The sequence below is a fragment of the Streptomyces sp. NBC_00234 genome, from assembly GCF_036195325.1.
Classification (GTDB): Bacteria; Actinomycetota; Actinomycetes; order Streptomycetales; family Streptomycetaceae; genus Streptomyces.
In genome coordinates, this window is sequence record NZ_CP108101.1 from 2648325 (window position 1) to 2661547 (window position 13223).

The 13223-nt window shown below is 70.9% G+C and carries 11 protein-coding genes; 4 read left to right on the top strand and 7 right to left on the bottom strand.

Annotation, left to right across the window (positions count from 1 at the left end; genetic code table 11):
* Positions 1 to 40 precede the first annotated feature (40 nt).
* Positions 41 to 763, top strand: coding sequence for an MBL fold metallo-hydrolase (locus tag OG230_RS11595; protein ID WP_328910097.1), 723 nt, complete (start codon positions 41 to 43; stop codon positions 761 to 763).
* Between the two features lie 25 nt (positions 764 to 788).
* Positions 789 to 1595, top strand: coding sequence for a DUF3097 domain-containing protein (locus OG230_RS11600; protein ID WP_328910098.1), 807 nt, complete (start codon positions 789 to 791; stop codon positions 1593 to 1595).
* A gap of 24 nt (positions 1596 to 1619) precedes the next feature.
* On the opposite strand, the gene hemW is transcribed toward OG230_RS11600, so the two are convergent.
* From hemW to lepA, 4 genes are all read right to left on the bottom strand, one after another.
* Entirely contained in the window at positions 1620 to 2852 is a 1233-nt protein-coding gene (gene hemW, locus OG230_RS11605) for a radical SAM family heme chaperone HemW (RefSeq protein ID WP_328910099.1), read from the bottom strand.
* A 47-nt stretch (positions 2853 to 2899) separates the two neighbouring features.
* On the bottom strand, positions 2900 to 4870 hold the full coding sequence (locus OG230_RS11610) for an ATP-binding SpoIIE family protein phosphatase (protein WP_328910100.1): 1971 nt from the start codon (positions 4868 to 4870) through the stop codon (positions 2900 to 2902).
* A gap of 221 nt (positions 4871 to 5091) precedes the next feature.
* Positions 5092 to 6981, bottom strand: coding sequence for an AMP-dependent synthetase/ligase (locus OG230_RS11615; RefSeq protein WP_328910101.1), 1890 nt, complete (start codon positions 6979 to 6981; stop codon positions 5092 to 5094).
* 265 nt (positions 6982 to 7246) lie between these two features.
* Complete coding sequence (lepA, locus tag OG230_RS11620; protein WP_328910102.1) at positions 7247 to 9121, bottom strand: translation elongation factor 4; 1875 nt, start codon at positions 9119 to 9121, stop codon at positions 7247 to 7249.
* A 215-nt stretch (positions 9122 to 9336) separates the two neighbouring features.
* Here lepA and rpsT point away from each other — a divergent pair, with 215 nt between their 5' ends.
* Positions 9337 to 9603: a 30S ribosomal protein S20 gene (rpsT, locus tag OG230_RS11625; RefSeq protein ID WP_328910103.1), complete on the top strand. Its 267-nt coding sequence runs from the start codon at positions 9337 to 9339 to the stop codon at positions 9601 to 9603.
* A gap of 317 nt (positions 9604 to 9920) precedes the next feature.
* Here the strand turns inward: rpsT and holA are convergent, their stop codons facing one another.
* The gene (gene holA / locus OG230_RS11630; protein ID WP_328910104.1) at positions 9921 to 10907 is read right to left on the bottom strand and encodes a DNA polymerase III subunit delta; all 987 of its coding nucleotides are present in this window, start codon (positions 10905 to 10907) and stop codon (positions 9921 to 9923) included.
* A 79-nt stretch (positions 10908 to 10986) separates the two neighbouring features.
* On the opposite strand from holA, the gene OG230_RS11635 reads away from it, so the two are divergent.
* Complete coding sequence (locus OG230_RS11635) at positions 10987 to 11232, top strand: hypothetical protein (RefSeq protein WP_328910105.1); 246 nt, start codon at positions 10987 to 10989, stop codon at positions 11230 to 11232.
* A gap of 24 nt (positions 11233 to 11256) precedes the next feature.
* Here the strand turns inward: OG230_RS11635 and OG230_RS11640 are convergent, their stop codons facing one another.
* Both OG230_RS11640 and OG230_RS11645 read right to left on the bottom strand, forming a co-directional pair.
* Positions 11257 to 12150, bottom strand: coding sequence for a YceI family protein (locus OG230_RS11640; protein ID WP_328910106.1), 894 nt, complete (start codon positions 12148 to 12150; stop codon positions 11257 to 11259).
* A gap of 189 nt (positions 12151 to 12339) precedes the next feature.
* Complete coding sequence (locus tag OG230_RS11645; protein ID WP_443051535.1) at positions 12340 to 13191, bottom strand: arylamine N-acetyltransferase family protein; 852 nt, start codon at positions 13189 to 13191, stop codon at positions 12340 to 12342.
* Positions 13192 to 13223: the final 32 nt, after the last annotated feature.

Genomic DNA, 13223 nt, shown 5'->3' on the forward strand with positions numbered 1-13223 from the left:
ACCGCGAGACTGCGCAGGTCGTTGCCGATAGCGTCGTTGTATGGACGTCTCTTGGGAAGAGCTGGGCTGGGAGCGGTTGGGCAACGGTGTGGGCCGTCGACGGCTTCCCGTGTGGGACGCGACGGTCGCACTGGTGGCCGGAGCGGACCGTGTCCTGCTCTACGACACCGGATCGTCGCTCCGCGAGGGCGCGGAGCTGCGCTCCCAGGCGCAGCGTCTGCTCGGCCGGAGGGTGACGCATATCGCACTGAGCCACCCGCACTTCGATCATGTTCTGGGCACCGCGGCGTTCGCCGGGGCCGAGGTGTTCGGGGCGGTGGGCATCGCCGGTCTGCTCCGGAACGGGGCGGACGAGCTGCACAGCTCGGCCGTGCACCACGGGGTCGCCGAGCACGATGCCGCGGAAGCCGTGGACGTCCTGGTCGCCCCGCACCACGAGGTGTGCGGGGAGTGGACCCTCGATCTCGGCGGCGGGCTCCAGGTCCTCCTGGCCAATGTCGGGCCGGGTCACAGCGGCCACGACCTGGCCGTACTGGTGCCGGGCTCGCCCGCCGTGGTGTTCTGTGGCGATCTGGTCGAGCAGTCCGGAGATCCGCAGGCCGGCGACGACGCCATTCCCTCCCGCTGGCCCGCCGCCCTGGACCGGCTGCTGGCGCTGGGCGGCGAGGACGCGGTGTACGTACCAGGGCACGGGGCGGTGGTGGACGCGGCGTTCGTACGGATGCAGCGTGATCAACTGGCGGCGCGCTTCGGCGTGTCGTGAGCGTCCGCCGCCGTATCGTCGTCCGATGCGCAGCTACCAGCCGGACCTGACCCCGCCGTGGCCGGCCCCCGAGGTCCCCGCCGAGCCCGATCTGGTCGTCGAGGAGGCCGCCACCGGCTTCTGCGGTGCGGTGATCCGCTGCGAGAAGACGGCCCAGGGCCCGACGGTCACCCTGGAGGACCGCTTCGGCAAGCACCGGGTGTTCCCCATGGAGCCGCGCGGCTTCCTGCTGGAGGGCCGGGTGGTCACCCTGGTCCGCCCCTCCGCCGCGGCCCCCGCCCGCCCCGCCCGGACGGCCTCCGGTTCACTGGCGGTCCCCGGGGCGCGCGCACGGGTGGCCCGGGCGGGCCGGATCTACGTGGAGGGCCGCCACGACGCGGAGCTGGTGGAGCGCGTCTGGGGCGACGACCTCCGTATCGAGGGTGTGGTCGTGGAGTACCTGGAGGGCATCGACGACCTCCCGGCGATCGTCCGCGACTTCTCCCCCGGTCCGGACGCGAGGCTGGGCGTCCTGGTCGACCACCTGGTCCCCGGCTCGAAGGAGTCCCGCATCGCCGCCCAGGTCTCGGACAGCAACGTGCTGGTGGTGGGCCACCCGTACATCGACGTCTGGGAAGCGGTGAAACCGTCCTCCGTGGGCATCACGGCGTGGCCGCGGGTCCCGCGCGGCCAGGACTGGAAGACGGGCGTGTGCCGGGCCCTGTCCTGGCCGGAGAACACGGGCGCGGCCTGGCAGCGCATCCTCTCCGCGGTGCACTCCTACCGCGACCTGGAACCGGAGCTGCTGGGCCGGGTGGAAGAGCTGATCGACTTCGTCACGGCTCCCGAGTAGCCCGGGAACGGCCGCCGCGGTCGGTCAGTCCACCAGGTCCCGGACCACCGCGTCGGCCAGCAGCCGTCCCCGCAGCGTCAGCACGGCCCGCCCGGAGGCGAACGCTCCCGCCTCCAGCAGCCCGTCCTCCACGGCCCGTCCGGCCGCCGCCAGCCCCGCCGGAGCCAGCAGCGTCAGCGGGCAGCCGTCGACCAGCCGCAGCTCCAGCAGAATCCGTTCCACCCGCCGGTCCTCCGCCGACAGGACCTCGCGCCCGGCACCCGGCGACCGCCCCTCGGCCAGGGCCTGCGCGTACGCTCCCGGATGCTTGACGTTCCACCACCGCACACCGCCCACGTGGCTGTGCGCCCCGGGCCCCGCGCCCCACCAGTCGGCCCCGCGCCAGTACAGCTCGTTGTGCAGGCAGCGGCCCTCCGGGGTCCGCGACCAGTTGGACACCTCGTACCAGGAGAAGCCCGCCGCGGCCATCGCCTCGTCCGCGATCAGATAGCGGTCCGCGTGCGCGTCGTCGTCGGTCATCGGGATCTCCCCGCGCCGGATGCGCCGGGCCAGCTGGGTGCCCTCCTCGACGATCAGCGCGTACGCCGACACATGGTCCGGCCCGGCACCGATCGCCGCGTCCAGCGAGGCCCGCCAGTCGTCGTCCGACTCCCCGGGCGTGCCGTAGATCAGGTCGAGGTTGACGTGTTCGAAGCCCGCTTCCCGCGCCTCGGCGACGCACGCCTCGGGCCGGCCGGGCGTATGCGTCCGGTCGAGGATCTTCAGCACGTGCTGCCGTGCGCTCTGCATCCCGAAGGAGACCCGGTTGAAGCCGCCTTCCCGGAGCGCCGCCAGATACGCCGGATCGACCGACTCCGGATTCGCCTCCGTCGTCACCTCCGCGTCGTCCGCGAGCCCGAACTCGTCACGGATCGCCCCCAGCATCCGTACGAGGTCGGCGGCGGGCAGCAGCGTCGGCGTGCCGCCCCCGACGAAGACGGTGCGGACCGGCCGCGGATCGTCGCCGAGCACCTTGCGGGCCTGGCGGACCTCTTCGATCAGGTGCGCCGCGTAGTTGTCCCGCGAGGCCAGCGCACCGCCGGAGCCGCGCAGCTCGGTGGCGGTGTAGGTGTTGAAGTCGCAGTACCCGCAGCGCGTCGCGCAGTACGGAACGTGCAGGTAGAAGCCGAGCGGTCGGTCGGCGGCACCGTCCAGGGCGTGGCTTGGCAGCGCCCCGTCGTCGGGCACGGGCTCACCATCGGGCAGTACGGAAGGCATACCGTCCATTGTCACTCGCCGCCGGAGCTGTCCCGCACACCCGCCTCTCAGTCGGCCCGGAGCACCAGAAGCGCGAGATCGTCGTCGGGCGGGCGCTCGGCGAAGTCGTGGACGGCCCGCTTGATCCGGTCCGCGATCCCCTCGGCGGACAGCCCCGCGCAGCCGGCCAGGGCGCGCGCCAGCCCGTCCCCGTCGTCGAACATGGCCGGCCCGGAACGCCGCTCGGTCACTCCGTCGGTGACGCAGAGCAGGCTCTCGCCGGGCGCCAGGTCGAAGCTCTGGCTCTCGTACGCGACGTCCTCGACGACCCCGAGCAGCACCTGCGGCTCCGCGGCGGGACGTACGGAACCGTCCGGGCTCAGCAGCAGGGGCAGCGGGTGTCCTGCGCTGGCGACCGTGCAGCGCACCCCGCCGCCGGGGAGCGGCACCATCTCCCCGTACAGGAGGGAGAGGAACCGGGACTGCGAGCCGTCCAGGATCTGCTGGCCGCCCGCGGCGGCGACCATCAGCGCGGCGGCCTCCGCCGCTTCCATCGCGTCGTCGAGGAGCAGCCGGTTGAGCCGGTCCAGGACCTTGCCGACGCCGAAGCCCTCCCGGGACAGCAGCCGCAGCCAGGGGCGTGCGAGACCGGTGACGACGGCGGCCTCGGGGCCGCTGCCCTGGACGTCGCCGAGGACGAAGCACCAGCGGTCGCCGGGGCAGGGGAAAATGTCGTAGAAGTCACCGCCGACGACGCCGTCGTCCCCGGGTTCGTAGACCAGGGCGCTGGTCACCCCGGGAATCTCGGCGACCTTGCTGGGCAGCAGCCCGCGCTGGAGGATGCGGCTGATGGTGGCCTGCCGGGTGTAGGCGCGGGCGGCGCCGACGGCGAGACCGACGCGGCGCACGAAGTCCTCGATCAGCGAGGCCACGTCGTCGGGTACCCGGGGGACGCCCTCGCGGCCGACGAGCACGGTGCCGAGCGGGCGACCGCCCGCGGTGATGCGGTACGCGAGCGCGGCCCCGTCACGGCCTCCGGGCAGCGGGCCCGCACCGTCCCCGCGCACCCGCACCGCCTCCGGCCCGGTGCCGCCCGGGCCGTCCCCGGTGTCGTCACCGGGCCACGGCACGGGTACCGGCCCCGTGCCGGCGCCGCCGGGCAGCCGGAGCGGTTCCTTCTCCAGGACCGTACGCAGGTGCTCGGTCCCGGTCTCGTCGCTGTGCCAGACACGGGCCAGCCGCGGCTCCGCCCCGGGTCCCGCTCCCTCGCTCTCCAGCCAGATCGCGCACCAGTCGGCGAGTCTCGGCACGAGCAGCTGTCCCGCTATGGCCGCCACCAGGTCCTCGTCGAGCTGGCCGGCCAGCAGATCGGACGCTTCGGCGAGGAAAGAGAGCGCGGCCCGGCTGTCCCAGTCCGCGTCGTCGCGCTCGATGCGCCGGGAGGCGGGGGCGAGGATCTCCGCGGCGCGCAACCCGTGCCGGACCGCCGCCTCCGCGGAGGGGCCGGGCGCCCCGCTCCAGTCGTCGACGGAGAGGCGGGCCCAGACGGTCTTGAGACCGGTGCGGTAGGTGATGCCCCAGGACTCGGCGAGGGTCGCGACGAGCTGTAACCCGCGGCCGTACTCCGCGGGGTCCGGGAGGGGCGCCGCACCGCTCCCGGACGCGGTCCCCTCGCCGCGCACCGCGCGGGCGGGGTGGTGGTCGGTGACCTCCATCACCAGGGCCGCCGGTTCGCTCTCGGAGGCGTCCTCCAGGCGCAGGAGCAGTTCGACCGTCGTCCCGGCGTGCACGACCGCGTTGGTGACCAGTTCGTTGGCGACGGTCACGGCGTCGTCGGCGAGCCGGTCGCTGAAGCCCACGGCGGCGGGCACGCCGAGCCCGGTCCAGTCGGCGAGCGCGGCACGGACGAACCCGCGGGCCGCCGACGGCGTCAGCGGGATTCCGGGCAGGCTCGTACGGGCCACCGGACGCGGATCGTTGCGGTGCCCGGCGGCGGCGGGACGGTGAACGTTGTCCCGCTGCAAGGGAATTGGCCCCACGGTGCGGCTCCTACCGGGTCTCACGAGATGCGGCCGACGACACACGACAGAGTGACAGACCGGCCGCGCGCATAAGCACCGAGTTACCGAAGTGGGAGAGAAGCAGGCGGAGACGAACAGGAAATGAGCTGATGGCAAAGCGGACGGGGCCGGTGGGTGATCAGCACCCCACCGGCCCCGCCCCCGCGTGCGTCCCGCTCACACACGGCCCTGCCCGTACGTCACGCCTCGCGGGATCCCGCGTACATCTCCTCGATGAGCTGCTTGTACTCGCGCTCGACGACCGGCCGCTTCAGCTTCAGGCTCGGGGTCAGCTCGCCGTGCTCGATGTCGAGGTCGCGCGGCAGCAGCCGGAACTTCTTGATGGTCTGCCAGCGCTGGAGGCCCTCGTTGAGCCGCGTCACATAGCCCTCGATGAGCTCCACGGTCTGCGGCGCCGCCACCACCTCCGCGTACGACTTGCCGCTCAGGCCGTTCTCGCCGGCCCAGCCGAGGAGGGTCGGCTCGTCGAGCGCGATCAGGGCGGTGCAGAAGTTACGGTCCGCGCCGTGCACCAGGATGTTGGAGACGAACGGGCACACCGCCTTGAACTGGCCCTCGACCTCCGCCGGGGCGATGTACTTGCCGCCCGAGGTCTTGATCAGGTCCTTCTTGCGGTCGGTGATCCGCAGGTATCCGTCCACGGAGAGCTCGCCGATGTCGCCGGTGTGGAACCAGCCGTCGGACTCCAGCACCTCGGCGGTCTTCTCGGGCAGCCGGTGGTAGCCCTCCATCAGGCCGGGGCCGCGGAGGAGGATCTCGCCGTCGTCCGCGATCCGGATCTCGGTGCCGGGGAGCGGCTTGCCGACCGTGCCCGTGCGGTATGCCTCGCCCGGATTCACGAAGGAGGCGGCGCTGGTCTCGGTGAGGCCGTAGCCCTCCAGGATGTGGATGCCCGCGCCCGCGAAGAAGAAGCCGATGTCGGGGGCGAGCGCCGCGGAGCCGGAGACGCAGGCGCGGAGCCGGCCGCCGAACGCCTCGCGGATCTTGGCGAAGACGAGGGCGTCGGCGACCTTGTGCTTGGCGCCGAGCGCGAACGGCACGGAGGCCGTGCCGGTGCGGCGGAAGTTGTCCTGCGACACCTTCGCGTACTCCCGGGCGACCCCGGCCGCCCACTGGAAGATCTTGTACTTGGCGCCGCCACCGGCCCGCGCCTTGGAGGCGACCCCGTTGTAGACCTTCTCGAAGATCCGGGGAACGGCTGCCATGTACGTCGGCTGGACCACCGGGAGGTTCTCGATGATCTTGTCGACACGGCCGTCGACGGCGGTGACGTGACCGACCTCGATCTGGCCGGAGGTGAGGACCTTGCCGAAGACGTGCGCCAGCGGCAGCCACAGGTACTGGACGTCGTCCGTGGAGAGCTCGACGGCGGTGACGGTGGCCTTGGCCATGTACGACCAGTTGTCGTGCGGCAGGCGTACGCCCTTGGGGCGGCCCGTGGTGCCCGAGGTGTAGATCAGGGTCGCCAGCTGGTCGGCGGTGATCGCCGACACCCGCTCGGTGATCGCGTCCGGGTTCTTCTCCAGGTACTCGGCGCCCTTGGCCTCCAGATCGGCCAGCGACAGAATCCAGCCCTCGGGATCGTCCTCGGCGGCCTCGACGCCGGCCGGGTCGATGACGACGACATGGGCCAGGTCCGTCAGCTCGGCCCGGCGCTCCCGCGCCTTCGCCAGCTGGGCGGCGTCCTCGGCGATGAGGAAGCGGCTCTCGGAGTCGGTCAGGATGAAGGCCGACTCCTCCGCGTTCGTGGACGGGTAGATCGTGGTGGTGGCCGCCCCCGCGCACATCACGCCGAGGTCGGCGAGGATCCACTCGACACGGGTGGAGGACGCGAGCGCGACCCGCTCCTCCGGCCGGATGCCCAGCGCGATCAGGCCGGCCGCGATGGCGTAGACCCGTTCGGCGGCCTGCGCCCAGCTCAGCGACTTCCAGTCGTCGGGGCCCTGGCCGGAGGCGGCAGGCACCGGGTAGCGGTACGCCTCGCCGTCCGGCGTGGCGGCCACGCGGTCGATGAAGAGATTCGCCACGGAGGGCGGTCGGCTATCGATCAAGGTCTTTGTGTCGCTCACGACGTCCTCCGGGCCTGCGGCATTGCTACGACCGGCTGCTTGATGCTGCTTCAGATGCCTGCTTCTGTCCTGCTCTGTTCTTGCTGCGTTCCTGCTCGGTCCCGCTTGTTTAACTGGCGAGTAACCAACGAGCCGTGATCAGGGTAAAGCGCGCACGTCCGCCGCGTAAGGGGCAACAGGCCGCGGCTTTCATAACGAACGGGCCCCTGTGTCACAGCGTGCTGCGACACAGGGGCCCGTGAACCTACTCCTCGGTACGGCGGGGCTACTTCTTGGCCTTGCCCTCGCCGGCCGACTCGTCGGTCGACAGCACGGAGATGAAGGCGTCCTGCGGAACCTCCACGTTGCCGACCATCTTCATCCGCTTCTTGCCTTCCTTCTGCTTCTCCAGCAGCTTCCGCTTACGGGAGATGTCACCGCCGTAGCACTTGGCGAGGACGTCCTTGCGGATGGCGCGGACGGTCTCACGGGCGATGACCCGGGAGCCGATGGCCGCCTGGATCGGCACCTCGAAGTTCTGCCGCGGGATGAGCTTCTGCAGCTTGGCGACGAGCCGGACGCCGTACGCGTACGCCTTGTCCTTGTGCGTGACCGCGGAGAACGCGTCGACCTTGTCGCCGTGCAGCAGGATGTCGACCTTGACGAGCTGGGCGGACTGCTCACCGGTGGGCTCGTAGTCGAGGGACGCGTAACCGCGGGTCTTGGACTTCAGCTGGTCGAAGAAGTCGAAGACGATCTCGGCGAGCGGCAGGGTGTAGCGGATCTCGACCCGGTCCTCGGAGAGGTAGTCCATGCCGAGCAGGGTTCCGCGGCGCTGCTGGCAGAGCTCCATGATCGCGCCGATGAACTCGCTGGGCGCCAGGACCGTGGCGCGCACGACGGGCTCGTGCACCGCGTCGATCTTGCCCTCGGGGAACTCGCTCGGGTTGGTGACGATGTGCTCGGTGCCGTCCTCCATCTCGACGCGGTAGACCACGTTCGGGGCGGTGGCGATGAGCTCCAGGCCGAATTCGCGCTCCAGGCGCTCACGGACCACGTCGAGGTGGAGCAGCCCGAGGAAGCCGACACGGAAGCCGAAGCCGAGTGCCGCGGAGGTCTCCGGCTCGTACACCAGGGCGGCGTCGTTGAGCTGGAGCTTGTCGAGTGCCTCGCGCAGGTCGGGGTAGTCCGAGCCGTCCAGCGGATAGAGACCGGAGAACACCATCGGCTTGGGGTCCTTGTAGCCGCCCAGCGCCTCGGTCGCCCCGTTGTGCAGGGAGGTGATCGTGTCACCGACCTTGGACTGCCGGACGTCCTTCACACCGGTGATGATGTAGCCGACCTCGCCCACGCCGATGCCGTCGGCCGGGGTCATCTCCGGGGAGGAGACACCGATCTCCAGCAGCTCGTGGGTCGCGCCCGTGGACATCATCCGGATGCGCTCGCGCTTGTTGAGCTGACCGTCGATGACACGGACGTAGGTCACGACACCGCGGTAGGGGTCGTAGACGGAGTCGAAGATCATCGCGCGGGCGGCCTCGTCCGCCTGGCCGACGGGGGCCGGGACGTCCCGGACCACCCGGTCGAGCAGCGCGTCCACGCCGACACCCGTCTTCGCGGACACCCTGAGGACGTCCTCCGGCTGGCAGCCGATGAGATTGGCCAGCTCCTCGGAGAACTTCTCGGGCTGCGCGGCCGGCAGGTCGATCTTGTTGAGCACCGGGACGATGGTGAGGTCGTTCTCCATCGCGAGGTAGAGGTTCGCCAGCGTCTGGGCTTCGATGCCCTGCGCCGCGTCGACCAGCAGGACCGTGCCCTCGCAGGCCGCGAGCGAACGGGAGACCTCGTACGTGAAGTCGACGTGGCCCGGGGTGTCGATCATGTTGAGGACGTGGGTGGTGCCCTTGTCCTCACCCACAGTGGGCGCCCACGGCAGACGTACTGCCTGGGACTTGATGGTGATGCCGCGCTCGCGCTCGATGTCCATCCGGTCGAGGTACTGAGCACGCATCTGCCGCACGTCGACCACGCCGGTCAGCTGAAGCATCCGGTCGGCAAGCGTCGACTTGCCGTGGTCGATGTGGGCGATGATGCAGAAGTTGCGGATCAGCGCCGGGTCGGTACGGCTCGGCTCGGGCACGTTGGTAGGAGTCGCGGGCACGCAGGGTCCTGATTCTTGAGACGCCGAACGCCGTGTCTCGGGTCGATGTCGGGTCGGTCGGATCGATACGTAAGCTCTATCGTCCCACGCCTGCGGGGCAGGGACCGGTTTGGGCCGGTCGGAGGGTGACTGGTACCGTGGGCAGCTGTGCCTCGTGGCCCTCAGAAGCGGCGTGGCGCACATAGAAGATCCAACGAACCTGAAAAGGCTCTTTCGTGGCGAACATCAAGTCCCAGATCAAGCGGAACAAGACGAACGAGAAGGCGCGCCTGCGCAACAAGGCCGTCAAGTCCGCTCTCAAGACCTCGATCCGCAAGGCCCGTGAGGCTGCCGCTGCCGGTGACGTCGAGAAGGCCACTGTGGCCGTCCGTGAAGCGTCGCGCCAGCTCGACAAGGCTGTCTCGAAGAACGTCATCCACAAGAACGCTGCCGCCAACAAGAAGTCGGCGCTCGCGCTCAAGGTTGCCGCCCTTCAGGGCTGAGCTACTGATGTGAACGCCGGAACGGACTCAGCGGGCCCTCTCTCCCGCTCCTGACCGGCACCCCGCGCCGCACACCGAACCTGCGTTCGCCACGCGGGTGCGGCGCACCACAGCATGAACCGAAAGCCCCGGCACCGCCCTCCCCAGGGCGTGGACCGGGGCTTTCGGTATGTCCAGGGGCGGCCTGGGGCGCTTCCGCGGCCCGTCTTCACGCGCCGTTTCCGTGGGGCGTTTCCGCGAGCCGTTCCGCGGGCCTGGGCCACTGAGGGCGCAAGGCCGTTAGGTGTCCCGTCCGCCGTGCGCCGCGACGCCGCGGACTACCGGCCCGCCCGCGCCGCCCGCGCAACAGCCACGACGGCCTTCTCCAGGGCGTACTCCGGGTCGTCCCCGCCGCCCTTCACCCCCGCGTCCGCGGCCGCGACCGCACGGAGCGCGGCCGACACCCCGTCCGGCGTCCAGCCACGCATCTGCTGACGCACCCGGTCGATCTTCCAGGGCGGCATCCCGAGCTCACGGGCGAGGTCCGCGGGCCGGCCGCCCCGGGCCGAGGAGAGCTTGCCGATCGCCCGGACGCCCTGCGCGAGAGCACTCGTGATCAGGACGGGGGCGACCCCGGTCGACAGCGACCAGCGCAGGGCCTCCAGGGCCTCCGCGGCCCGGCCCTCGACCGCGCGGTCGGCGACGGCAAAGGAAGAGGCTTCCGCGCGCCCCGTGTAGTAGCGCCCGACGACCGCTTCGTCGATGGTGCCCTCGACGTCGGCCACCAGCTGGGAGACCGCGCTCGCCAGCTCCCGCAGGTCGCTGCCGATGGAATCCACCAGCGCCTGGCACGCCTCGGGGGTCGCCGAACGCCCCAGGGCCCGGAACTCCGACCGTACGAAGGAGAGCCGCTCGGCCGGCTTGGTGGTCTTGGGGCAGGCGACCTCGCGGGCACCGGCCTTCCGGACCGCGTCCAGCAGCCCCTTGCCCTTGGCCCCGCCCGCGTGCAGCAGGACGAGGGTGATCTCCTCGGCCGGAGCACTCGCGTACGCCTTGACGTCCTTGATCGTGTCGGCGGAGAGATCGTGGGCGTTCCGCACGATCACCACCTTGCGCTCGGCGAAGAGCGAGGGGCTGGTCAGCTCGGCGAGTGTGCCCGGCTGCAGCTGGTCGGAGGTGAGATCGCGGACGTCGGTGTCGGCATCGGACGCGCGCGCAGCCGCCACCACCTGCTGCACGGCACGGTCGAGGAGGAGGTCCTCCTGGCCCACGGCGAGCGTGATGGGAGCGAGCAGGTCGTCGGTGGAATTACTTCTGGTGGCCATCGCGCTCCAGCATCCCACGGCCCACTGACAGCAGGCCCTGTGGTCGGGCCCGCCCCCGCACGTACCCGAGAATGGGCCGGTGAGCGATGTGAGACATGTACTGGTGCTGCCCGACCGCGACACGGCGGAGGAGGTGGCCGTGGAGCTCGCCGACCGGTTCGGCGTCTCCGAGGAGCCCCAGCTCGTACGGGACGCACTGGCCGGCGAGGACGACGCCGAGGACGCCCAGTGGCTGGTCGTCGTGGAGGACCCTGCCGGGCGGTTCGACTCCGCGGCACTCGATGCGTTCGCCGCGGAGTACGAGGGGTGGCTGGAGAAGCCCTAGGACCTCTCGTTTGCCCGACGGGAGTCAGCCCTTGGGGACGATCTGGATGTCCATGTCGATGGAGATGCTGGGTCCCACGACCGCGATCCCGCGGGCCAGCATCGTCTGCCAGGTGAGGGTGAAGTCCTCACGGTGCAGCTCGGTCGTCGCACGGCAGGCGGCGCGGGTCTCGCCCTCGATCCCATTGCCCTGGCCCAGGTACTGCGTGTCCAGCGTCACCGAACGGCTCACGCCGTGCAGGGTGAGCGCCCCGTGCACACTCCACCGGCTGCCGCCGCGGTGCACGAAACGGTCACTGTAGAACTCCAGCGTGGGATAGCGCCCCACGTCGAGGAAGTCGGCGGAGCGCAGGTGGTCGTCGCGCATCTGGACGTTGGTGTCGATCGACGCGGCGTCGATGATCACGTGCATGGCGGAGTCCTCCATGCGATCGGCGATCCGGACCGCGCCGGCGAAGGTGTTGAACCTGCCGTGGATGCGGGCCAGCCCGATGTGACGTGCGGTGAAGGCGATCTGCGTGTGGTTCGGCTCGATCTCCCAGTCGCCCGGGTCGGGCAGCTGCGGCGGGGCCGCCACCTGGAGGATCACGTCGCCCATGCCCGCGTGACCGCTCTCGGACACCACGGCCGAACCGTGGAAGGGCGTGAAGCCCTCGGCGGTGACGCCGAGCCGGTAGTCGCCGGCCGGGACAGTGGCGAGGACGCGCCCGTACGGGTCGGTCTCACCGCCGAAGACCTTGCGGCCGGAGCTGTCGGTGACGACGAACTCCGCCTGCCGCACCGGTTCGCTGACGGGGTCCAGGACACGGCAGCTCAGCACGCCCGCGTGGGGCGGCACCGCGAGCCCGGCGAAGGCCCCGCCGCGCGCGGTACCGGACATTCCCTTGCTGCCTATGCTGCCTAGCCAACGGCCGAACATACGTACGTACCCCCATGGGCCCATCTCACCTCGGGAGCACTGCCGGCTGAACGTCGTTGTCTGAGCAGCATCCCTCCGACGATCATGCATTCGATCACTGATGCGCCGTTCGAGGCAAACGGTGAAGCTCGGAAGGGCTTGCGTGGAGGTGTTACCGAAGGTCCGAATTGGCCGTTCCGCTTGTGGGTGTCACTCGCCCCGGACCTGGAGAGCACCCCGCACCTCCGGAAGCCGTTCGAGCAGCAGCCCGAAGTGCTCCCGGTAGGCGGCCAGCACCTCGGCATCGGTGGCCAGCGGTGTCTCGCGCCGTACGCCCCGCACGGTCGTGACCAGCTTCCGGCCGCTGAGCGTGACCCGGCCCTCCTCGGTGAGCCGTGAGCAGACGAGGGACTTGCCGAAGTGCGAGTCGGGCGAGGTCCGGTGGTACCAGGCCCCCACCCGGAACTCGGCCAACGACCTCGGCCGCTGATCGAGGCGGAACTCCCGCGAGCCGTCGCGCAGCAGATCCACATCGCCCTGCGGAGCATCCCGGAACCGGAACACCCCGCGCGGATCCTTCTGTTCGGTCCGGTCGTCGAGCGCGAGCGGCCGGTGGGCGTGGTCACCGAAGCCGACATCGGCCAGCCACGGGCCCGTGCCGTCATCGGTCTCGACGCGCAGGGCCATGTGGTCGTACGGGATGCCGAGCCGCCCGCCGTCGCCGAAGACCCGCGCCTGGAGGGGCGTGACGCGGAAGCCGAGGGCGCGCAGCAGAAAGGCGAAGGCCCCGTTCAGTTCGTAGCAGAACCCGCCGCGGCGGGCCCCCACCACCTTGTCCACGAGGGCACCCTCCTCCAGGACGATGTCCTCGCCCAGGTGGATCGAGAGGTTCTCGAAGGGCACCGCGGTCATGTGCCGGAGCTGCAGCTCGCGCAGGGCCGCCGCGTCGGCACGCGCGGGACGGGCGGCGCCGATGCGCTCCAGGTAAGCCACGACCCGGGCGTCCGCGGCAGTTGCGCCGTCCGAAGGAGCGTCGGTCATCTGTGGGACGTCGGGATTCATGGCGCGAGTCTGCCCCGCCTGCCCGCTCCCGC

Coding starts and splice junctions, on each gene's coding strand:
- OG230_RS11600 (WP_328910098.1), top strand. CDS start 789: ATGCGCAGCTACCAGCCGGACCTGACCCCGCCGTGGCCGGCCCCCGAG.
- OG230_RS11595 (WP_328910097.1), top strand. CDS start 41: ATGGACGTCTCTTGGGAAGAGCTGGGCTGGGAGCGGTTGGGCAACGGT.
- OG230_RS11640 (WP_328910106.1), bottom strand. CDS start 12,150: ATGTTCGGCCGTTGGCTAGGCAGCATAGGCAGCAAGGGAATGTCCGGT.
- holA (WP_328910104.1), bottom strand. CDS start 10,907: ATGGCCACCAGAAGTAATTCCACCGACGACCTGCTCGCTCCCATCACG.
- OG230_RS11645 (WP_443051535.1), bottom strand. CDS start 13,191: ATGAATCCCGACGTCCCACAGATGACCGACGCTCCTTCGGACGGCGCA.
- hemW (WP_328910099.1), bottom strand. CDS start 2,852: ATGCCTTCCGTACTGCCCGATGGTGAGCCCGTGCCCGACGACGGGGCG.